Origin of the sequence: Herbidospora daliensis (genome assembly GCF_001570585.1) — a bacterium.
Lineage (GTDB): Bacteria > Actinomycetota > Actinomycetes > Streptosporangiales > Streptosporangiaceae > Herbidospora > Herbidospora daliensis.
On the sequence record NZ_BBXF01000002.1, the window covers coordinates 1,878,404 to 1,898,200 of the forward strand.

The 19,797-nt window shown below is 71.1% G+C and carries 22 protein-coding genes; 10 read left to right on the plus strand and 12 right to left on the minus strand.

The features are described 5' to 3' along the window. Position 1: 1 nt before the first annotated feature. The 8 genes from AW274_RS15200 to AW274_RS15235 form a co-directional block, all read right to left on the minus strand. Entirely contained in the window at positions 2-829 is an 828-nt protein-coding gene (locus tag AW274_RS15200) for a carbohydrate ABC transporter permease (protein ID WP_062431649.1), read from the minus strand. Beyond that, a complete protein-coding gene (locus AW274_RS15205) occupies positions 826-1,755 on the minus strand; it encodes a carbohydrate ABC transporter permease (protein ID WP_198169185.1) in 930 nt (309 codons plus the stop codon). The genes AW274_RS15200 and AW274_RS15205 overlap by 4 nt, the downstream gene beginning before the upstream one ends. Then, complete coding sequence (locus AW274_RS15210; RefSeq protein ID WP_062431653.1) at positions 1,752-3,059, minus strand: ABC transporter substrate-binding protein; 1,308 nt, start codon at positions 3,057-3,059, stop codon at positions 1,752-1,754. The genes AW274_RS15205 and AW274_RS15210 overlap by 4 nt, the downstream gene beginning before the upstream one ends. A gap of 140 nt (positions 3,060-3,199) precedes the next feature. Beyond that, the gene (locus tag AW274_RS41270; protein ID WP_083974194.1) at positions 3,200-3,637 is read right to left on the minus strand and encodes a hypothetical protein; all 438 of its coding nucleotides are present in this window, start codon (positions 3,635-3,637) and stop codon (positions 3,200-3,202) included. 388 nt (positions 3,638-4,025) lie between these two features. Beyond that, positions 4,026-4,658, minus strand: coding sequence for a copper resistance CopC family protein (locus AW274_RS15220; RefSeq protein WP_062431658.1), 633 nt, complete (start codon positions 4,656-4,658; stop codon positions 4,026-4,028). Further along, on the minus strand, positions 4,655-5,788 hold the full coding sequence (locus AW274_RS15225; protein WP_062431660.1) for a Dyp-type peroxidase: 1,134 nt from the start codon (positions 5,786-5,788) through the stop codon (positions 4,655-4,657). The genes AW274_RS15220 and AW274_RS15225 overlap by 4 nt, the downstream gene beginning before the upstream one ends. Continuing rightward, positions 5,781-6,356: a copper chaperone PCu(A)C gene (locus AW274_RS15230; RefSeq protein WP_062431662.1), complete on the minus strand. Its 576-nt coding sequence runs from the start codon at positions 6,354-6,356 to the stop codon at positions 5,781-5,783. Before AW274_RS15230 ends, AW274_RS15225 begins: the two co-directional genes overlap by 8 nt. Before the next feature lie 56 nt (positions 6,357-6,412). Then, positions 6,413-6,979: a hypothetical protein gene (locus AW274_RS15235; RefSeq protein ID WP_062431664.1), complete on the minus strand. Its 567-nt coding sequence runs from the start codon at positions 6,977-6,979 to the stop codon at positions 6,413-6,415. 322 nt (positions 6,980-7,301) lie between these two features. Between AW274_RS15235 and AW274_RS15240 the strand changes: the two genes are divergently transcribed. The 4 genes from AW274_RS15240 (at position 7,302) to AW274_RS15255 (ending at position 11,155) form a co-directional block, all read left to right on the plus strand. Beyond that, positions 7,302-7,853, plus strand: coding sequence for a hypothetical protein (locus AW274_RS15240; RefSeq protein ID WP_157520199.1), 552 nt, complete (start codon positions 7,302-7,304; stop codon positions 7,851-7,853). A gap of 168 nt (positions 7,854-8,021) precedes the next feature. After that, entirely contained in the window at positions 8,022-8,597 is a 576-nt protein-coding gene (locus tag AW274_RS15245; protein WP_157520202.1) for an MFS transporter, read from the plus strand. A gap of 114 nt (positions 8,598-8,711) precedes the next feature. Next, a complete protein-coding gene (locus AW274_RS15250; RefSeq protein WP_062431670.1) occupies positions 8,712-9,290 on the plus strand; it encodes a sigma-70 family RNA polymerase sigma factor in 579 nt (192 codons plus the stop codon). A gap of 404 nt (positions 9,291-9,694) precedes the next feature. Beyond that, the gene (locus AW274_RS15255; protein ID WP_083974196.1) at positions 9,695-11,155 is read left to right on the plus strand and encodes a PepSY-associated TM helix domain-containing protein; all 1,461 of its coding nucleotides are present in this window, start codon (positions 9,695-9,697) and stop codon (positions 11,153-11,155) included. Here the strand turns inward: AW274_RS15255 and AW274_RS15260 are convergent. Both AW274_RS15260 and AW274_RS15265 read right to left on the minus strand, forming a co-directional pair. Next, positions 11,128-11,808: an STAS domain-containing protein gene (locus AW274_RS15260; protein ID WP_062431672.1), complete on the minus strand. Its 681-nt coding sequence runs from the start codon at positions 11,806-11,808 to the stop codon at positions 11,128-11,130. The two genes, AW274_RS15255 and AW274_RS15260, sit on opposite strands and share 28 nt — an antisense overlap. 42 nt (positions 11,809-11,850) lie before the next feature. Then, positions 11,851-14,109 (minus strand): catalase, encoded by a 2,259-nt coding sequence (locus AW274_RS15265; RefSeq protein WP_062431674.1) that lies wholly within the window; start codon positions 14,107-14,109, stop codon positions 11,851-11,853. A gap of 235 nt (positions 14,110-14,344) precedes the next feature. Between AW274_RS15265 and AW274_RS15270 the strand changes: the two genes are divergently transcribed. Continuing rightward, complete coding sequence (locus AW274_RS15270) at positions 14,345-14,530, plus strand: hypothetical protein (protein WP_062431676.1); 186 nt, start codon at positions 14,345-14,347, stop codon at positions 14,528-14,530. A 128-nt stretch (positions 14,531-14,658) separates the two neighbouring features. Further along, a complete protein-coding gene (locus AW274_RS15275; protein WP_062431678.1) occupies positions 14,659-15,765 on the plus strand; it encodes a zinc-dependent alcohol dehydrogenase in 1,107 nt (368 codons plus the stop codon). A gap of 15 nt (positions 15,766-15,780) precedes the next feature. Here the strand turns inward: AW274_RS15275 and AW274_RS15280 are convergent, their stop codons facing one another. Continuing rightward, complete coding sequence (locus tag AW274_RS15280; RefSeq protein ID WP_062431680.1) at positions 15,781-16,197, minus strand: CBS domain-containing protein; 417 nt, start codon at positions 16,195-16,197, stop codon at positions 15,781-15,783. A gap of 128 nt (positions 16,198-16,325) precedes the next feature. Here AW274_RS15280 and AW274_RS15285 point away from each other — a divergent pair, with 128 nt between their 5' ends. After that, positions 16,326-16,760, plus strand: a complete 435-nt coding sequence (locus tag AW274_RS15285; RefSeq protein ID WP_062431682.1) for a DUF6789 family protein — start codon at positions 16,326-16,328, stop codon at positions 16,758-16,760. On the opposite strand, the gene AW274_RS15290 is transcribed toward AW274_RS15285, so the two are convergent. After that, positions 16,753-17,286 (minus strand): phosphatase PAP2 family protein, encoded by a 534-nt coding sequence (locus AW274_RS15290; protein ID WP_062431684.1) that lies wholly within the window; start codon positions 17,284-17,286, stop codon positions 16,753-16,755. The two genes, AW274_RS15285 and AW274_RS15290, sit on opposite strands and share 8 nt — an antisense overlap. A 158-nt stretch (positions 17,287-17,444) precedes the next feature. Here AW274_RS15290 and AW274_RS15295 point away from each other — a divergent pair, with 158 nt between their 5' ends. The 3 genes from AW274_RS15295 to AW274_RS15305 all read left to right on the plus strand — a co-directional run bounded on the left by AW274_RS15295 (position 17,445) and on the right by AW274_RS15305 (position 19,795). Then, entirely contained in the window at positions 17,445-17,909 is a 465-nt protein-coding gene (locus AW274_RS15295; protein WP_083974198.1) for an STAS domain-containing protein, read from the plus strand. A gap of 57 nt (positions 17,910-17,966) precedes the next feature. Continuing rightward, positions 17,967-18,446 (plus strand): hypothetical protein, encoded by a 480-nt coding sequence (locus AW274_RS15300; RefSeq protein WP_157520205.1) that lies wholly within the window; start codon positions 17,967-17,969, stop codon positions 18,444-18,446. Between the two features lie 68 nt (positions 18,447-18,514). Then, complete coding sequence (locus AW274_RS15305; RefSeq protein ID WP_232320112.1) at positions 18,515-19,795, plus strand: cytochrome P450; 1,281 nt, start codon at positions 18,515-18,517, stop codon at positions 19,793-19,795. Positions 19,796-19,797 lie beyond the last annotated feature (2 nt).

Genomic DNA, 19,797 nt, shown 5'->3' on the forward strand with positions numbered 1-19,797 from the left:
GTCATCCCTTGATGGCGCCGGCCGTCATGCCGGCCACGATCTTGCGGTTGAAGAAGACGAAGGCCAGCAGCGGGGGGATCGTGATCAGCACGATGTCCATGAACAGCAGGTTCCACTGCGTGCTGTACTGGCTCTGGAAGTTGTAGAGGGTGACCTGCACCGTCGCGTTCTCGTCGCCCGGCAGGAAGTACAGCGGGTTCACGAAGTCGTTGAAGACGGCCACCGAGCTGGTCAGGATCACCGTGATCGTCACCGGCCGCAGCAGCGGGAAGATCACCCGGAAGAACAGCGTGAACCCGCCGCAGCCGTCCATCATGGCCGCCTGGTCGAGTTCGCGGGGGATCGCGGCGATGAACGCCTTGAACAGCAGCACCGCGTACGCCAGCCCGAAGGCGACCTCGACCAGGATCAGCCCCGGCATCGTCTTGAACAGGCCGATGGCCTGGAGCAACCAGATCGTCGGCACGATCGCGGGCGGGATGATCAACCCCGAGAGCACCAGGAAGTTGGCCACCGCACTGATCCGGCCCGCGCGCCGCTGCAGGACGAAGGCCGCCATCGCGGCCGCGACCACGATCAGCGCCACGGAGGTGACGGTGAGGATGGTGCTGTTGAGGTACGCGCGGAGCAGGACGTAGTCGCGCGCCTGGACGACCTCGACGAAGTTCTGTACGACCGGCCAGTTGGCCGGCCAGGCGAAGTCCAGGTCCGCCGACTGCACGTCGTCCTTGACCGCGGTCAGCAGCATGAACGAGAACGGCACCAGGAAGACCGCGGTGGCGATGACCAGCGCGACCGCTTCGGCGCCGGCCCGTTTGAACGACCTCATGGAGCCACCTGCCGCTTGCCGAGGAAGTAGTTGAGCGGGACCACCAGCGCCGTCACGACGAGGAACAGCAGCACGTTGCCCGCCGTGGACAGGCCGAAGAACCCGGCCTGGTACTGCTTGTAGATGATCGAGGCGATCACGTCGCTGGTGAAGCCGGGGCCGCCGCGCGTCATCGTCCAGATGAGATCGAACGACCGCAGCCCGCCGATGAACGACAGGATGATCACCGAGTAGGTCGCGGGCCAGCTCAGCGGCAGGGTGACGTGCCGGAAGCGGTGCCAGGCGGTGCCGCCGTCGACGGCGACGGCGTGGTAGTACTGCTGCGGGATCGACAGGATGCCGGCGATGTAGATGACGGTCGCCAGCCCGACGCCCTTCCAGACGTCCACCAGCGCGACCGACAGCAGCGCGGTCGTGGCGTCGCCGAGCCAGTCGGGCCCCGAGATGCCGACCACCGCCAGCGCCTTGTTCACCAGTCCCGTGTCCGGCCGCAGCAGCGCGCTGAAGGTGATGCCGACGGCGACGGTCGAGACCAGCACGGGGAAGAACACGACCGCGCGCAGGAACCCGCGCAGCCGCATCCGGCTGGTGAGCAGGACCCCGAGGCCCAGCCCGAGCACGACCTTCAGCCCGCTGGTGACGACCGCGTAGAACAGGGTGTTCTGGAAGCCGACGCGCAGGTTCTGCTCGGCGAGGAAGTCGCGGAAGTTGTCGAGCCCGACGAAGGTGCTGTCGAACAGGGTCCACCGGGTGAGCGCGAAGTAGAACGCCATCACCGTCGGCACCAGGAAGATCAGCAGGTAGACGACGGCGGCCGGGAGATAGAGCGCGTACGGGTAGGGCGAGCCCGTCTTCCCCGGCCGTCTGCCGTGACGGCCGGCCCGAGCCGGGCCGGGCCCCGTGCGGGACTCGGCCTGCCTGGTCACCACCCCGCCAGACCCAACTGCTTGGCCTGCTTCTCGACGTCCTGGTCGTACTGGGCGGCGCCTTCGGCAGGAGGCGTCAGCCCCGAGCCGACCGCGACGGTGATCTGCTCCAGCGACGGGCCCTTGATGGGGGACAGGAACTCCAGCGCCGGGGCGGTCGCGCTCTGGTCGATGTAGACCTGGAGGTCCTTGGCGACCTGGAGCGCGTCCTCGGGCAGCTTGGAGCCCTTGATCCGGTAGGGCCCGGACGGGCGGACCGCCGCGGTCACCGCGTCGGTCCCGGCGGGGGAGGCCACGAAGGCGAGGAACTTCTTGGCCGCGTCCAGATGCTCGGTGGTCTTGGCGATGTAGAGGGCGGCGGGCTCCCACACGGTCGCGCCGTGCTTGGCGGCGTCGTCGCCCGGCAGGCCGAAGAAGCCGACGTCGGTGGCCGTCTGCGGGTAGGTCGCCAGCTGCGCGGGCAGCAGCGTGGTGAGCATCGGGTAGTGGGCGCCGGTGCCCTCGATGAGCATCTTGAGGCCCTGATCGAGGACGGCCGAGCCGAAGCCCTTGTTCACGTAGTCCTTGGCGTGGACGTCGGCCAGGTGCTGGAATCCGCCGATCGCCGCCGGGGTGGTGGCGAACTTCGCCTTGCCCGCCGTGTAGTCGGCGGCGAAGGTCGGCGCCGCGGCCTGCACGTTGTAGAAGTCGGACAGCACGAACAGCTGCGAGGTCCAGGTGTCCTTGAACGTGGTGATCACCGGAGTGATGTTCGCGGCCTTGATCTTCTCGTTGTTGGCCATGAACTCGTCCCAGGTCTTGGGCACCTGGAGGCCGAGCCGCTCGTAGACCTTGCGGTTGTAGAGGATGCCGCCGCCGGCCAGCGTGGTGGCCGGCACGCCGAACGCCTTGCCGCCCTGGCTGACGACGGGCAGGTAGTCGGGCTGGACGTCGGCCAGGACCGGGTCGCCGGTGAGGTCGACCATGGTCTGGGTGGGGTTGAGCGCCTGGAGCAGCGAGCCGGAGTTGTACCAGAAGACGTCGCTCATCTCGCCGGTGGACAGCCGGGTCTTGATGATGTTGTCGCCCTCGCTGCCGCCGGGCTGGTTCTCGATCTCGATCTTGATGTCCGGATTGGCCTTCATGAAGGCGTCGGCCAGAGCCTTGGAGGTGTCGACCGTGGACTGGTCGCTGCCGGTCAGGAAGGAGAGGGTGACCGAACCGCCCGCAGCCGGTTCGTCGTCGCCGCTCGTGCCGCAGGAGGCCAGGACCGCTATGGCGAGGACGGCGGCTGCCGTCTTGAGCATGGGGGGTGAGCTTTTCATGGGGGGACCCTCCCCGGGTTCATTGAATCGTTTTAATCGACTCCCCGAATGTCGTTAACTTAGGCGTTACATGTGATGGGGTCAAGATTCATTTGGGTAACGTTACCCATCGAATGGGCAGGTCATAGATGTGTGGACGACTAGTTTTCGGCATCGATGCTCATTCTGATGGCCGCGGTGCGCGTCAGGGTGCGTGCAGTCACGTTGCTCGGGCCGCTCACGCCGGAGGCGGTGATGGCTCCCGTGAACCCTGGATCGGCGTGGCCGAGGTACTCGGCGAGTTCCGCGACGGCGGGCATCACGCTCGCGCAGTAGCGGCCGAGTTGGTGGAGGCCCTCCTTGCGCGACGTGGTGAAGCGCGTCCGGCTATTGGCGTCCTTCGTCGGTGCCACCGCGAGCAGAGCGGCCTCGCGCGGGAATACGTGCTCTTCTTCGTGCTCAACGGCGTCGGCCTGCTGATCGAGCTGATCTGCCTCGGCCTGAGCCGCTACACCCTCGGTCTCGCGGGGATGACCCCAGCGGGTTTCCAGATCAGTTCGAGGTAGACCCGCACTCTGATGAACCGGTCGTCGGTCCATCGGACGAGCAGGTTGTGGGTCTGAACTTTGCCGTTGAGCTTCTTCCCGGGAAGGCCGCCGCATGACGCCTGGTCGCCTCGGCGGTCCTTTCGGGCAAGGGCACGACGCGCTCACGATCGTTCTTCGGCAAGGCGAAAACGTGTTCGCTGCCCAGCTTCTTGATTTGCCGCCGGCCCTGGACCACACCAGCGTGAGCACGACCACGAGCTGAACCAGGCCGCGTTCACGCCTGGGTGAGGGAAGACCGCCGCGAACGCGACGGCCGGCCCGGCGGCGACGGGGCCGGGCGCGACCCCGCCGCCTGCGAAGAGATGGGCGGTCACCGCCGGCCCTGTGGCGACCACGGTGAACGTGGCCGACCGCAGGAACCGGAACGGTTACCGCGCTTTCACGACGGGCTGCCTCGTCCGCGACCGCGGAACAGCAGGAAGCCCAGGCCGAGCGCGACCACGAGGCCACCGGCCAGCCACACGAAGCCGAACCCTCCGCCGTCGTCCTCCTCGGGCGCGGATACTCGCTGGGTGCCCGGGGCGGGGCGGCTCATGGTCGAGTCGCTCGTGGCGGCCAGGGCGGAGGTGCCCGCCGCCGGGGTGTTGGCCGGTGACGTTTTTGAATCGGCGGGGGACGCGGAACCGGGGGCCTCCGCAGGTGCGGCGGTCTCCGCAGGTGCCGCCCCCGCGAGGGTGAACGGGATCTCGCCCTCGATCGGGTGGCCGTCGGAGGAGACCACCCGCCAGCCGATCACATACCTGCCCGGAGGGGGTGGCGACACCAGGTCGGCGGAGACCTGCTTGCCGTCGACCACCGGTTTGGACAGCGGCAGCAGGTTGTCCGCCCCGTCGCGGAGCACCACCGCAGGGAAGCGCACCTGGGACGAGAAGGTCAGGGTGATCGACTTCAGGTCGTCGACGGTCGCGTTCTCCTTCGGCGAGCTGCCCTTCAGCTGGTCGTGGGCGAACGCCGGCGGGGCCGTGGCGAACAGGGCCGCGACCACGGCCGCGATCACCGCGAGCCTTCTCATGACAGCACCTCCTGGCCGATCCAGCCCTTCTCGTCGCAGCCCTTCGGGATGGCGAAGACGGCCGAGCCGATCGGGGTGATCCACTCGTTGAGGAGGTCGGCCTCGGCGAGTTGTTTCTGGATGGGCGTGAACTGGCGCTCGATGTCGGCCTGGTAGGAGGCGAAGATCAGGCCCGAGTCGGCGTGGCCTTGTGAGGTGACCCCCTCGTCGTAGTTGTAGACGCGGCGCAGGATGCGCAGGGACGGGTCGCCGACGTGGGCGCGGCGGATGTGGGCGTACTCGGAGATGACCGGGAAGCCGTGGGCGCCCTTGGCGGCGAAGTCGGGGGCGTCGGTCTCCTTGGTGCCGGTCAGGGGCGCGCCCGTGGAGAGCTTGCGGCCGATGGTGAACTCCTTGGCGACCACGTCGGCGGCGTCCCAGGTCTCCAGCTCGGCCTTGATCCTTCTGACGACCAGCTGGGTGGTGCCGTCGGGGCGCCAGACGGCCAGGTCGAACTCCGGAGTGCCCGGTTTGGGGTTGCCGGTGCCGTCCATCTGGCCCATCACGTTGCGCTGGGTCTGCCCGGCCGACTGGGTGCCGGCCGCGCGGCGGAAGCCGCGTTGGGTCCAGCGCACGGTCGCGAACGACCGGGCGTCCTTGACGATCATCCGCAGGGCGTGGGCGACCGTGAGCGGGTCGTCGGCGCAGATCTGGACGAGCAGGTCGCCGCCGGTCCACTTCTTGTCGAGCTTGTCGACGGAGAACTTCGGCAGCACCTTGACGGGGCTGGGGGCCTTGATCCTGGCGTACAGGCCCGGACCGAAACCGAAGGTCACGGTCAGGCGCGCGGCCGGGGAGGCGAGTTCGGGCTCGGTGTCGGCGAGCGCCGGGCGGCCCTGGGTGAGCCGCCTGGCGTCGTCGGTGAGCAGCCGCATCATCCGGGCCAGGGCGTCCTTGTCGGTGTCTTCGCGCAGGTCGAACGCCACGAACACGGCGTGGGCCTGCGGTTCGGTCGCGATGCCGGCCTGGCGCGGGCCGTGGAAGGGCACGACCGTCTCGGCGGCGGCCTGGGCGGCGGCGGGGCGGGCGAGGGCCACGACCCCCGCCGCCACGCCGCCGGTGAGCAGGCCCCGGCGACTGAGCTCAGCCATTGTCGGACTCGCCGCCCATGTCCATTCCGGGCTGGTAGTCCTCCTTCGCGCCGGCGAAGTCCTTGCCGATGGCGGTGAACTCGAAGGTGCCGCCGTCGGCGAAGGTGAGGGTGAACGGGACCTCGGCGCCGGGATCGACCGGCTCCTTGGCGTCCATGATCATGATGTGGTCGCCGCCGGGCTTCAGCTCGTGGGAGCCGCCCGCCGGGATGACGAAACCGCCCTGCTTGGGCTGCATGACCATCTTGCCGTCCTGGTCGACGACCTCATGGAGCTCGATCATCGGCGACAGCGGGCTGGTGCCCGACACCACGGTGATGTCGGCGGCGGAGTTGTTGACCAGGGTGCCGAAGGCGGCGGTCATGCCCTCCTTGGCGGTCTTCACCCACGGGTCGGTGATCGACAGGGTGGCGCCGGCCGGCGCGGGGGCCGCCGACGTGGCGGGCGCGGCGGCGGGTGCGGTGGTGGCGGGGGCGGCCGCGGTCGGCGTCTCCTCCGTGGAACCACAGGAGGCGACCACGACGACGGTGGCGAGGGCGAGCGCGGACAGCGTGAAGCGCGAGGACATGCGAGAAGAACCCTTCCGGGGTGATTACGGCAACGTCAGGAGAGCCGCGCTGAGGGTCAGGCGGCGGCGGGGTTGACGTTGCCGGGAGGGCCCCGGCGGCTGATCGCGTGTCCGGTCAGCGCCGACGACAGGACGACGACCCGGTCGGCCACGACCGGGACGATCAGGGGGTGGGCGGGTTCGACGGCCACCCGGAGCAGCACCAGGAGCCGGACCGCCATACGGCGCAGCAGCCCCCACAGAAGGGCCTCGCCCCGGGACAACCACAGGGCCGTCAGCCCGGCCGCCCAGGCGTGGGTGACCAGCATGCTCAGGCTGGGCAGCAGCGTCATGTGGTGATGCCCGGCGGGCATCGGCCCGGCGGAGTGGGCGACGGCGAACAGCACGTGGAGCAGGGCCTGACAACCGGCCAGCGCCGGGAAGATCACCTTGGCCGAGCGTTCCCGCCCCGCCAGCGCACACGCGACCACGAACGACAGGGCGAACGCGACGAAGACCGTCTCCGTCGTCGTCGAACCGCCCGCGTAGGCGTGCGCGCCGACGCTCAGCACGACCGAGACCGCCCCGAAGACGGCGGCCCGGACGACGCGGAAAGGCGTCGAGGCTGGCGTGGTGCTTGTCATGGCGCCGTCATCATCGCACGCGCCCCGCCCGGCTCCCAACGCCGACTTCGCGGACTGCCGGTTGACACCGGGCCCCCGGTTCACGAGAGGAGTTTGCGCATGATCCCAGGTTGCGGGAGCCGCGACTGCCACGTCGAGGAGCGAGTGATCTTCGGCCCGTTTTCTCGCGAGTAGTCGTCTCAGTCGGATCGGCGCCATGAAACTGTGGACCGTCGACCTGCGCGGCCGCGAGGCCACCGTCACCGACACGGCGGGCGAGAAGGTCCTCGCCGAAGAGGCCGAGGGCTTTTCAGCACCCTGATCGCCTGTCACCATGTCGATCGTGTCCGGGAATCACGCACCGACCTCGCGACTGCCCCGTGTGGCCGTCTTCGCGGTCGCCTGCGTCGCCGTCTCCGGGCTCGGGCACGCCTACGCAGGTGGCGGGCACGTCGCCCCGCACCTGCTCGGGCTCGGCGCCCTCCTCGCGGCCCTGCCCGCCTGGTTGTTGTCGGGGCGGGAACGCGGCCCGGAAGTGATCCTGGCCGCCACCCTCGCCACCCAGTTCGGGCTGCACCACCTGTTCGGCCAGACCGCTCCCGGCACGCCCGGGGTCGACGGCCACGCCCACCCGGCCGTCGGCATGCTGCTCGTGCACGTCACGCTGGCGCTGCTCACCGGCTGGTGGCTGCACCGGGGCGAAGACGCCTTCTGGGGGTACGTCCGCCTCCGGTCGGCGCGGCTCCTCCGCCTGTTGATCTCCGGTACGCCCGCCCTTTCCGCCGGGCCGGTTGGTCTGCGCGTGGCCGCCGAGCCCGAGGTCGCGCCCGCGAGCGCGGAGATCGTGTCGGCCGGCCGGCGGCGCGGTCCGCCGATCGTCTCCCCGGCTGGCTGACCTCCGTACCCGGGTCTCTGACCTGGCGTACCTCAGGGTCGTCATCACCAGCCCGATCCGCTTGTGTGCGCGGGCCGTATCTATGAGTACGGGCCTATCTGGTGAGCCCGATCCGATTGGAGTTCCCCTCCCGTGTCAGCGGCGTGGCCGTACAGCCGGGTGACGCCCGTGGCGAGTGCCGCGGGCGCCGGTGGCGTGCCCGCGGCGCGGTCGTTCCGGCTGGCGCGGGCCGCCGCCTTCGCGGTGGCCTGCCTGGGGCTGGCCATGGGGGCGCACGTCTTCGGCGGCGGCGAGGTGTCGGCCCACGCGGCCGCCGCCGGGCTGCTGGCCGCGCTCGTCGCGGCGCTGCCCGCGACCGGGCGTGAGCGCGGCCCGGCCGTGATCTTCGCGCTCATGACGGGCGGGCAGACGGGGCTGCACCTGCTGTTCGCCAACGCCCACGTGATCCTCCCGGTCGAGACCGGCGGGCACGTCCACTCGGCGTCGGCGCTGGTCCCCGGTCTGGGGATGCTGGTCACCCATGGGGTGGCCGCCCTGCTGCTGGCCCTCTGGCTGGCTCGGGGCGAGGCCGCGCTCTGGTCGATCCTGCGGCTGCTCGCGGCCCGGCTGCTCGCGCTGCTGATCGTCACGGGGCTGTCCCTTCCGGTTCCGCCGAGGCCCCGGTTCGCCCGGCGGGTGCGTCGTGCCCGCTCGGCCCTGATCCGGCACTCGGTGTACGGACGGGCGCCACCGGCGACCGCCTGACGCATCTTCTCCCGCACGCCCCATCCGGGTGGACCTGGTCCGTCCGGCTGCCGTCGCGTGCCGAAATGCGTTCCCGGTCGTCCAGCGCCGATTCCGTACACCCAAGGAACGATCATGATGCGGCACCTCCGCTCCACCGAAACCCTCGACGACCACCACGTGACCGAGCTGGCGCTGGCCGCCAGAGCCGGCGGGGCCGACGACGTCGAGGCCTTCACCCGCGCCGTCTACGCCGACGTGCGGCGGTTCGTCCAGTTCCTGTGTCCCGGCGGGTCCGCCGAGGACCTCGCGCAGGAGACCTTCGTCCGGGTCCTCCGCAGCCTCCCGGGGTTCGCCGGGCGGTCCTCGGCCCGGGTCTGGGTGTTGTCGATCGCCCGCCGGGCGGTCGTCGACGGCTTCCGGGCCGCCTCCGCCCGTCCCGTCATCGCCGACCTCACCGACTGGCAGGGGGCGGCCGACCGCCGCCAGCCGCGCGGGCTGCCGGGCGTCGCCGACGGCGTCGCCCTGGACGACCTGCTCGCCGCCGTCCCCGAGGAGCGGCGCACGGCGTTCGTGCTGACCCAGGTGATCGGCCTGCCCTACCAGGAGGTGGCCGAACACCTCGGCTGCCCGGTCGGCACCGTGCGCTCGCGCGTGGCCAGGGCCCGGCTGCAGCTCGTCGCCTCGCTGACCCAGGCCGAACAGGCCGCCTGACACACGTGAGGGTGCCGGACCGTGGCTCGGCCCGGCACCCTCACGTGTACCTCGATCGCGGATCTGCGACCCCCGGATCGTTGCCCTCCGCCGGATCGTGCGCCGTTCCGGGGCGGTCAGATGAGGGCCGCGGCAGCCCGCGGACTCCGAAGGGGACGTCCACCCGTCTTTCCCGAAGCCGCGCCGACTGGCTTCCGAAACGGCGGGAGGGGACGTCACCTGCCGTATGACAGAGAAGTCGTGCGGGGACGCGTTGTGGTTCCCGGCGATTTCGGAAGTGACCGCGCCCATGGGCCGTTAAGCGAAGCCGGATCCAGATTCTCCGGCTCGCCGGGAACCAGGTGGGCACGGGACACGACTCTCTAATTCGAGCCAGGGGCTCACCAGATTCGAGAGGACCCCCCGTGACCACCGACTCCCTTCCCCCACAGGCCCCGCCCCGCCGAGGCGTGTGGTCCCAGTTGCGGCCCCTGCTGCTGCGTCTGCACTTCTACGCAGGTGTGTTCATCGCGCCGTTCATCCTGATCGCGGCCGTCACCGGCCTCATCTACACCACCGCGCCGCAGGTCGAGCGCATGGTGTACGACCACGAGCTCCGCGTGCCCGCCGGGCAGACGATGCAGCCGCTCAGCAAGCAGGTCGCCGCCGCCAGGGCGGCCCACCCCGCGGGCGACGTCAACTCGGTCATGCCGGCCGTCGACGCGACCAGCACCACCCGGGTGGTCTTCTCCGACGAGACCGTGCCCGCCGACTACGAGATGGCGGTGTTCGTCGACCCGTACACGCTGGAGGTGCGCGGCCAGGAACGCACCTTCGGGCAGTGGCTCGGCGTCCGGGCCTGGATCGACGACCTGCACCGCAACCTGCACCTGGGCGCGTTCGGCCGCAACTACAGCGAGCTGGCCGCGAGCTGGATGTGGATCGTCGTCCTCGGCGGCCTGGCCCTGTGGATCGGGCGGCGCCGCAGCACGAAGCGTGTCCTCCTGCCGGACACCAAGGCCAAGAAGGGCCGCTCCCGCAACCTGTCGTGGCACGCCGCCACCGGCGTGTGGATCACTATCGGCCTGCTGCTGCTCTCGGTCACCGGCCTGACCTGGTCGAACCATGCGGGCGCGAAGATCGCCGACGTCCGGACGCTGTTCGACTGGAACTCCCCGCCGCTGGAGACCAGCCTGACCGCCGGCGGCCAGGCGGCCGAGCACCAGCACGGCGGAGCGGCCCCGGCCGCCGAGGGCGGCGACGCGGTGTTCACCTCGGGCGTCGGCATCGACGGCGTCATGGCCACCGCCACCGCGCAGGGCCTCAAGACCCCGCTGTTCATCGCGCCGCCCGCCGACGGGCAGTCGGCCTGGAAGGTGAACGAGAGCAAGCGCGACTGGCCGACCCGCTTCGACGCGGTCACCGTCAACGGGAACACCGGCGCGGTCGTCGACCGGGTCGACTTCGCCGAGTGGCCCTTCATGGCGAAGATGACCAACTGGACCATCGACGCCCACATGGGCATCCTGTTCGGCATCCCCAACCAGCTCGTGCTGGCCGGTCTGGCGATCGGGCTGATCTTCGTGATCGTGCGCGGCTACGGGATGTGGTGGCAGCGCCGTCCGACCGGACAGCGGTTCGGCCGCCCGGCGCCGCGCGGCAGCCTGCGGTCGCTGACGCCGGGCGTGCTCGTCGTGGTGGCGGCGACCACCCTGTTCGTGGCCTACTTCCTGCCGCTGTTCGCGATCAGCCTGGCGGTCTTCCTGGCCGTGGACGTGGTGCTCGAACGGCGGCGGACGACCCGCCCGGCGGTGCTCCCCGGAACCCTCGATCCGGTCCCGGCCTCTCCCGAGGAGACTCAGCCGTCCGAGCCCAGCCTGCTGTAGAGGGGAACGGCGAATCTGGCGCTCTGGTCGCGGAACTGCGCCGCCTTGCGGCGGTGGGCGGCGCAGTCGCATCCCAGCGTGTGACCGGCCAACTCGTGCATCCTGGCCAGCCGTTCGTGCAGTTCGGCCATGTCGGAACAGGTGGTGGCGGCGCGCCGGCACATGATCCGCGATTCGTTCCGCATGATCGCGCTCAGTTCCATGGCCCGGCGCATGGCCGGATGCACCGGATCGGGGCCGGTCCGGGGTCGGCGCGGCCGGTTGCGAGGGCCGGCGCCCGCCCGGCGCATCACCGGCAGGTGGCGTTCGGAGCGGTCGGCCGGTGGTGCGGGTTCTCCGTGGACGATCGCCGGCGCGAACGCCGGCCCGGGGACGAGCACCCCGAGGAGACGGGCGGCCGGTCCGCCGCCGGCCAGGCTGAGGGTCACCCCGTCGAGTTCGGCGAGGGCCTTGAACCGCAGCATGACCCGTGCCCCCTCCAGGTCGCAGAAGCCGACCGCGCTCACGTCGAGGACGACCCGCTCGAACCGGCGGAACAGCAGGCAGGCCAGCGAGCTCTCCAGCCAGGCCGTCCAGGAGGAGTCGACGTCGCCGGTGATGGCGGCGCCGAGCTCCGACTGATCCGCGTGGACGATGGCCAGCGACAGGGGCATGACCCCCCTCTACCCCCTTATCCGACATATGTGCCTACACGGTCACCCGCCCTGGGCGAGGCTGCTGGGGAACCGGTCCCACACGCGGTGGCGGGCCAGCAGCGCGGTCACCTCGCCGAGCACGGCGACCGGCTCCGCGCCGACCACCACGCCCGGAGCCCCCGGCGGGATCGAGGCGGCGGCGAAGGCGTCGTCCGCCTGACCCCAGCCGCCGATCGGCTTGGCGTGCCGGTACGCCTCGTTGAGGAGGAGGATGATCCGCGGGTCGACCGGGCCGCTCACCCCGGCCTTGGCGTCGCGCGCGCCGTGGGCGTCGGCTCCCGGCGCCGGGGCTCCGGCGACGAGGACGGCGTCGAACTCGACCGACCGGGCCGCCGCGAACGTGCGCTGGACGGTCACCGGCTCGCCCTCGCCCGCCAGGACGCCGCCCGTCGGCGCGATCACCAGCGGCACCATGCCGTCGTCCAGGATGGTGCTCCTGACCGCCCGCAGGGCGTCGAGATCGGGACCGGCCACGATGCCGACGATGCGGCCCGTGGTCGGCCAGACCTGGCCGACCTGGGAGAGCGCGGGGCTGGCCGGGCGTCCGTCCAGGAGCGACTCGGCGGGGACCGGCAGGCCGAGCCCGGCGGCCACCTCCTCGCAGAGCACCGGGTCGATCCGGGCCAGCACGCGGAGCTGGCGCTCCCTGATCGCCTGCTCGAACACCCTGCTCAGCTCGAAGGTGTACGCCGCGATGATGTGCTCCTTCTCGACCGGCGTCATGCTCCGCCAGAACATCCGGGGCTGGCTGAAGTGGTCGTCGTAGGAGGCGGGGGCGAGCCGCCCCCGCGGGCCCGCCTCCACCGGGACGGGCACCTCGACGTAGCCGTCGGGTGCGGTGAACGGGCAGCCGCCGTCGAGCGAGTTCGGCCGGTAGGGCGCCACGCCGGTGTGCACGGCGGTCTGGTGCATGCCGTCGCGCAGCATGTCGTTGACCGGCGCGTGCGGCCGGTTGATCGGCAGCTGGTCGAAGTTCGGCCCGCCGAGCCGGGTGATCTGGGTGTCGAGGTAGGAGAACAGCCGGGCCGCCATCAGCGGGTCGTCGGTGACGTCGATGCCCGGCACCAGGTGCCCGACGTGGAAGGCGACCTGCTCGGTCTCGGCGAAGTAGTTGAGCGGGTTGGCGTTCAGCGTCAGCAGGCCGATCGGCTGGACCGGCGCGAGCTCCTCCGGCACGATCTTCGTGGGATCGAGCAGGTCGATGCCCTCGAACGTCTGGTCGGGCACGTCGGGGAAGGTCTGGACGCCCAGCTCCCACTCGGGATGGGCGCCCGCCTCGATGGCGTCGGCCAGGTCGCGGCGGTGGAAGTCGGGGTCGACGCCGTTGATGATCTGCGCCTCCTCCCAGACCAGGGAGTGCACGCCCGCCTTCGGCTTCCAGTGGAACTTCACCAGCGTCGTGGTCCCGTCGGCCGCCTGCAGCCGGAACGTGTGGACGCCGAAGCCTTCCATCATCCGGTACGACCGGGGGATGCCCCGGTCGGACATGTTCCACAACGTGTGGAAGGTCGCCTCGGTGTGCAGCGAGACGAAGTCCCAGAACGTGTCGTGCGCGCTCTGCGCCTGCGGGATCTCCCGGTCGGGGTGCGGCTTCCCGGCGTGGATGATGTCGGGGAACTTGATGCCGTCCTGGATGAAGAAGACCGGGATGTTGTTCCCGACCAGGTCGAACACGCCTTCCGAGGTGTAGAACTTGGTCGCGAACCCCCGGGTGTCGCGGACGGTGTCGGCCGAGCCGCGCGAGCCCAGCACGGTGGAGAAGCGCACGAACACCGGCGTCTCCACGTCCTTGGCCAGGAACGCGGCCTCGGTGACCTGGGCGGCGGTGCCGTAACCCCGGAAAACGCCGTGGGCCGCCGCGCCCCGGGCGTGCACGACCCGCTCGGGGATGCGCTCGTGGTCGAAGCGGGTGATCTTCTCGCGCAGGTGGTGGTCGCGCAGCAGCACCGGCCCGCGTGGCCCGGCCTTCAGCGAGTGGTCGGTGTCCGGCAGCCGGGTGCCGGTGGCGGTGGTCAGGAACGACCCGCCCTGCGCCCGGGTCTCGGTCTTCTCCCGGGAGGGCTGCCCGGTCGGCGTGAAGGGATCGGGGCCGCGCTGGTCGGGCTTGGGCGGCAGCGGCCCGCGCGGCTCGGTGGGTTCCTCGACCGTCGGCGGCTCGGCCCCGGGCCGGCCAGGGACGGCGCCCTTCTTCGAGTGGTCGGTGACCGCGTCGATCACCTTGTCGACGGCCCTGGTCACGGGGTTGCTCTCTTCGGGCATGCCAAAGTCCTCTTGTGTCGGTGGGTTCCGGACCACGGCATGTGCCGACTTTTTGACCAGCCGCAAAGCGATCTCCGCCTGGTGCTACCCAGCGGAGAAGCAGGCAAGCTCCTTGGCGGCGGCGCGCCGCACGGCGTCGATGATCCTGTTTTGACCTGAATCGGTGGCTGGGCCGGGCGAGGAGGGGTAGCCCGAACGGATACCGCGTACACGGACTCTGAGAGGAGCAGCGGTGATGGTGCGATCGGATGACTCGGCCCCGCTGGCCGACCGCCGGAACCCGGAAGAAGATCACGACGAGCCCGACGTGGCCGGCGAGTTCAGCCCGTCCGCCACCGACCCGGCCAACCAGCCGAAGGACGATCCGGACAAGAAGGTGTACGGACAGGACGAGGGCTACGAGAAGCCGACGGAGGTCTAGGCGGCGCCACTCTCCGGGATTGGAAGCGGGAAGGGCGGGGTAGCGGGAGACGACCGGCACACCAGCGCGCCGTGACCGGGCCCGCAGCGGCCCCGCCTGCCGTGCTCGTCAGCCGGAGGGAAAATCACATGAAAGCCGTCGTCTGGCAGTCTGTCGGGAAGATCGAACTGAACCAGGTGCCCGACCCCGCGATCCAGGATCCGCAGGACGCCGTGGTCAGGATCACGACCAGCGCCATCTGCGGAACGGACCTGCACTTCGTCCGCGGCACGATGCCCGGGATGAGGCCCGGCACCGTCCTGGGCCACGAGGCGGTCGGCGTGGTCGAGGAGGTCGGCCCGCAGGTGCGCAACTTCCGCCCCGGCGACCGGGTCATGGTGTGCTCCACCATCGCCTGCGGCACCTGCTCCTACTGCCGCGCCGGATACTTCGCCCAGTGCGACGTCGCCAACCCCAACGGTCCGGCGGCCGGCACCTCCTTCTTCGGCGGCCCCGAATCCACCGGGCCCTTCGACGGCCTGCAGGCCGAGTACGCCCGCATCCCCTACGCCCACACCGGCCTGGTCCCGATCCCGCCCGGGGTCTCCGACGAGGCGGCGATCCTGGTGAGTGACATCTTCCCCACGGGCTGGTTCGGCGCCCGGCTGGCCCAGGTCGGGCCGGGAGACGTCGTGGTGGTCCTGGGCGCCGGGCCGGTCGGCCAGCTCGCCGCGTTGTCGGCGCGCATGCAGGGCGCCGGTCGGGTCCTGATCGTCGACGGCGACGCCGACCGGCTGCGCAACGCCCACGGCCAGAACGCCGAGACCGTCGACTTCACCGCCGAAGACCCGGTCGAGGCCGTGAAGGACCTGACCGGCGGCATCGGCGCCGACCGGGTCGTCGACGCGGTCGGCGTCGACGCGCGGAACACCGAAGGCGACGCCCCCGCCCAGGCGCTGAACTGGGCCGTGGAGATGGTCGCCAAGGCGGGGTCGATCGGCGTCATCGGCGTCTATCCGCCCGGCGCGACGACGTTCCCGATCGGCGCGGCCATGAACAAGAACCTGACGATCCAGGCCGGCAACTGCAACCACCGCCGCTACGCGCCCAAGCTGCTCAGCAAGATCGCCAGCGGCGCGGCCGACCCGACGACCGTGCTGACCCGGCACGAGGACCTGCCCTCGGCCGTCAGCGCCTACGAGGCGTTCGACCGGCACGACCCCGGATGGACGAAGGTCTCCCTCGAAGCGGCCTGACCGGGTCGGGGCCGGTCAGTCGGTGGTCAGGGCGTCCATCAGATCGCCGACCGAGGTCTCCGGCAGGGCCTTGGCGACGTCGGCCAGGGCGACCATGCCGACGAGCCGGTGGCCGTCGATCACGGGCAGCCGGCGGACCTTGTGGGACCCCATGGTGCGGAGGATCTCCCGGGCGTCGTCGTCGGCGCCGATGGTCACGACCTCCTCGCCGCCCAGCTCACCGGCCAGGCACGACTTGGGGTCCTTGCCCTGGGCGATGACCTGGACCACGATGTCGCGGTCGGTGATCATGCCCTTGAGCCGGTCGTCCTCCCCGCAGATCGGCAGGGAGCCGACGTCCAGGCGCTGCATCTTCTCGGCGGCGTCGGCGATGGTCTGGCCTGCGTTCACGCACTCCGCGTTCGGAGTCATGATCTCGCGTGCGGTTGTCATCGTTTCTCCTTCCGATAACAGACCGCTGCCCCGGTTCCGGCAGCGCACTCCCTAGGCGGGACCAAGGTTCGTTAGACGACCGGGCCGCGGGGCACGGGTCGTGGATGCCCGACCGAACGGGAGTTCACATGGTGAGGGAACTGGGCGCGGGTGTCGTCGGCGGCCTGGTGGCGACCGCGGCGATGAGCGCCGTCATGCTGGCGGGACGCCGGATGGGGCTCATGGACGATCACCCGCCCAAGCACATCGTCCGGACGCTCCTGCCGGGCTCCCGGCACCGCCCCAAGCCCGGCGAGAAGACGCTCGGCGTCCTGTCGCACTTCGGGTTCGGAGCCGCCGCGGGCGGTGTCTTCGCGGCGGCGGCCCGGGGTCACCGTACGCCCGCGCCGGTCGGCGCCGCCTACGGCCTGGCGGTCTGGCTGGCCGGTTACCAGGGCTGGGTGCCCGCGCTCGGCGCGCTGCCTCCGGCGTCGCGCGACGACCAGGGCCGCCAGTTCGTCATGGCGGCCGCCCACGTCGTCTACGGGACGACCCTCGCCTGCACGCTCAACCGCCTCACCTAGGGAGGATCACCCGGCGGAACAGGGCCCACCAGGCGAAGGCGAAGGCGGCGCCGGCGATCACATCGGTCGGCCAGTGGACGCCGAGCACCAGACGGCTCCAGCCGACCAGAACCCCCGCGACGCCCCCGGCCGCCATCGCGGCCCTGGCCGAGCCGGTCAGGCCGTCGGTCACGAGGAGGGTGGTCAGCACTGTCTCGGCGGTGTGCCTCGACGGCATGCTCGACCCGCTCGGCACCTCCAGCCACCCCTCCTTCGGAGGGCGTCTCCTGCCGATGAGCTCCTCCAGCCCGTGCCGGACGGCGGCCCCGGCGAGACATCCGGCCAGCACCCGCCAGTTCCGCGCGCGGACCGAGTAGAGGGCGACGGGCACGAAGACGGCGTGTTTCGAGCCGGCGAGGGTGACGACGTGCGCGACCGCGGCCAGCCGGGGACTGCGCCGTTCGACGGTGGCGGTCAGCAGCCGCCCCTCGCCCGGTCCGGCGTTCTGAACGGCCGCCGGAGTGTCGTCGGTGTCAGGAGCGATCATGATCTCTCCTTTCCGTGCTTCTGCCAGGATACGGACCCTCCGCGCGCGTCCGGCGGGCCTGCGCGTTCTTTCACCTCTGCATACCGATCTGGGAGGTTACGGCCGGGGATGAGGGGTACGGCGGGGGCGCCTCTCTGTTGCACTGAAGGTGAACGATCATGGTTGCGTTTTCCAGCCCCTGCGGATCGTTGTCGGTCGACATGGTGTGCATGCGGCCCGAGGGGGCGGTGGTCGCGCTGGTCGGCGAACTCGATCTCACCAACGCCGCCCTCGCGGACGCCGCGCTGATGTCGTTGCCGTTCCACGGGGTCCGCCACGTCATCGTGGCCGCCGACCGGCTCTTCTTCTGCGACGTCTGCGGCTACCGGGTCCTGGCCTGCGCCCACTCTGCGCTGGCGACGGCCGAGGGGGGCCTGGCGCTCGCCGCCCCGAGTCCCGCGGTGCGGCGGCTGGCGGCCTTGATGCGCACGTCGTGCTCACCCGGCACCGCGATCAGGATGTACCCGACCGTCGAACAGGCCTGGCAGGGCGAGATCGGCGCGTCCGGTCCGGTGCCCGCCGGGCGCGCGCACGGGATCGGCCGGCTTGGGATGATCTTGGTCATGTCGAAGCCCTGCGCGTGACTCCCGCCACGGAAAGATCGACTACGCCTCATTCAGGTCGGGACGTAGGAGACGATCATGCTTGCCAAACTCGCGGCGTTGAGCCTCGCGGGAGTCGTAACGTCGGGAATGTTCGCCGCCGCGCCTGCTTCGGCGGACGAGGCGAAGCGGCGGGTGGTCGTCTCCGGGACCGTCTACATCATGGACGACGAGAACTTCGGCGCCAACGAACGGTGCACCTACTCCCTGCTGGACAACGACCTCGTCTACAACAGCCAGCAGATGGTGATCGACCAGAGCTGGTCCTGCGGCGGAGAGGTCCTCGCCGAACTGCACGGCTTCGTCGAGCTGCTGCCGGGCGACGCCATCCGCTACCACGGCGAAGTCGTGCTGCGTGAGGGCAAGTGCGGCTGCCAGGAGGACACGATCCGGGTCAGGAAGGGCTTCAACCAGGTCGTCCAGCCGGACACCCAGGCCAGGGTCGCCACCGGCCGGGTGGAGTGGAGCGGCGGCGACGCCACCGACATCACCCTCCAGGTGCTCAACGTCAACGCCTGACCGAGGCGCCGTTTCCCCGATGGCGCGGCGGGCAGGCGTGACGGATGCCGATCCGATGCTTTCCTCTCGTGGACGACACCCTGGCCATGCTGGCCGGGGGCTACGCCTGGCTGCCCGGCCTGCACCGCCGGGCCGACGGCGCGCCCGCCCGTGCCCGGGTGATGGGGCGGCCCGCCGTCGCCCTCCGGGGCCCGGAGGCCGCGCGCTTCTTCTACGACGAACGCCACGTCGAACGCGCCACCGCGCTCCCCGAACCGATCAAGGCCACGCTGACCGGCAAGGGCGCCGTGCACACCCTCGACGGGCAAGCCCATCGCACCCGCAAGGCGATGTTCCTGGCGCTGCTCGCCGACCCCGGCCACGTCGCCGACCTCGTGCGGCACTGCTGTGAGAGCTGGGACGAACGAGCCGCGGGCTGGCCCGACCGGCGCCGGGTCGTGCTGTTCGACGAGGCGAGCCGCGCTCTCACGGCGGGCGTCTGCCGCTGGGCGGGCCTGCCCGTGGACGCCGGCGACCTCGACGACCTCGCGGCCGACCTGGTGGCGATGGTCGACGGGTTCGGCTCGGCCGGCGCCCGCCACTGGCGGGGCCGGCGGGCCCGCCTGCGGCGTGAGGCGTGGTTGACCGACCTGCTGTCCCACGGCCCGCCGCCCGGCCCGCTGGCCGAGCACGTGGCCGGCCACCGCGACGACGACGGCGAGCCCCTGAAACCCCGGACCGCCGCGGTCGAGATGCTCAACGTCATCCGCCCGACCGTCGCGATCGCCTGGTTCGTGACCTTCGCGGCGCACGCGCTGCACCGCTGGCCGGAGAATCGGGACCGGCTCCGCGACGGCGATCCGGCGTTCGCGGAGGCGTTCACGCAGGAGGTGCGGCGTTTCTACCCGTTCGCGCCCTACGTGGGCGGCCGGGCGGTGACGGATCTGACCTGGCGGGGCGAGCCCATCCCCGAAGGCGCCCTGATCCTGCTGGACGTCTACGGCCAGCACCACGACGAGGCCCGGTGGGAGCGCCCCTACTCCTTCCTCCCAGCGCGTTTCCTCGACGCCGGCGTCGGCCGCGACGACCTGATCCCGCAAGGAGGCGGCGACCCGCACACCGGCCACCGCTGCCCGGGTGAGGCGGTCACCGTCGGCCTGCTCCGCGAGCTCTCGGTACGGCTGGCGCGCCTGCGTTACTCGGTGCCCCCGCAGGATCTGCGCATCCCCCTGCGCCGCATGCCTACCCTGCCGCACAGCGGCTTCGTCATCACCGACGTGCGGCCGGACCCGCAGCAGGACCACCACGACAAGAGGAAGTCGGCATGCAATCGGATCCCGCACACGAGCCCGGCTCGCCCGAAGGAATGACG

Bases quoted from the DNA above. Each gene is read 5' to 3' on its own strand.
- AW274_RS15200 (WP_062431649.1), bottom strand. From the start codon at position 829: ATGAGGTCGTTCAAACGGGCCGGCGCCGAAGCGGTCGCGCTGGTCATC.
- AW274_RS15210 (WP_062431653.1), bottom strand. From the start codon at position 3,059: ATGAAAAGCTCACCCCCCATGCTCAAGACGGCAGCCGCCGTCCTCGCC.
- AW274_RS41270 (WP_083974194.1), bottom strand. From the start codon at position 3,637: ATGGACCGACGACCGGTTCATCAGAGTGCGGGTCTACCTCGAACTGAT.
- AW274_RS15220 (WP_062431658.1), bottom strand. From the start codon at position 4,658: ATGAGAAGGCTCGCGGTGATCGCGGCCGTGGTCGCGGCCCTGTTCGCC.
- AW274_RS15225 (WP_062431660.1), bottom strand. From the start codon at position 5,788: ATGGCTGAGCTCAGTCGCCGGGGCCTGCTCACCGGCGGCGTGGCGGCG.
- AW274_RS15230 (WP_062431662.1), bottom strand. From the start codon at position 6,356: ATGTCCTCGCGCTTCACGCTGTCCGCGCTCGCCCTCGCCACCGTCGTC.
- AW274_RS15235 (WP_062431664.1), bottom strand. From the start codon at position 6,979: ATGACAAGCACCACGCCAGCCTCGACGCCTTTCCGCGTCGTCCGGGCC.
- AW274_RS15250 (WP_062431670.1), top strand. From the start codon at position 8,712: ATGATGCGGCACCTCCGCTCCACCGAAACCCTCGACGACCACCACGTG.
- AW274_RS15260 (WP_062431672.1), bottom strand. From the start codon at position 11,808: ATGCCCCTGTCGCTGGCCATCGTCCACGCGGATCAGTCGGAGCTCGGC.
- AW274_RS15265 (WP_062431674.1), bottom strand. From the start codon at position 14,109: ATGCCCGAAGAGAGCAACCCCGTGACCAGGGCCGTCGACAAGGTGATC.
- AW274_RS15270 (WP_062431676.1), top strand. From the start codon at position 14,345: ATGGTGCGATCGGATGACTCGGCCCCGCTGGCCGACCGCCGGAACCCG.
- AW274_RS15275 (WP_062431678.1), top strand. From the start codon at position 14,659: ATGAAAGCCGTCGTCTGGCAGTCTGTCGGGAAGATCGAACTGAACCAG.
- AW274_RS15280 (WP_062431680.1), bottom strand. From the start codon at position 16,197: ATGACAACCGCACGCGAGATCATGACTCCGAACGCGGAGTGCGTGAAC.
- AW274_RS15285 (WP_062431682.1), top strand. From the start codon at position 16,326: ATGGTGAGGGAACTGGGCGCGGGTGTCGTCGGCGGCCTGGTGGCGACC.
- AW274_RS15290 (WP_062431684.1), bottom strand. From the start codon at position 17,286: ATGATCGCTCCTGACACCGACGACACTCCGGCGGCCGTTCAGAACGCC.
- AW274_RS15295 (WP_083974198.1), top strand. From the start codon at position 17,445: ATGGTTGCGTTTTCCAGCCCCTGCGGATCGTTGTCGGTCGACATGGTG.
- AW274_RS15300 (WP_157520205.1), top strand. From the start codon at position 17,967: ATGCTTGCCAAACTCGCGGCGTTGAGCCTCGCGGGAGTCGTAACGTCG.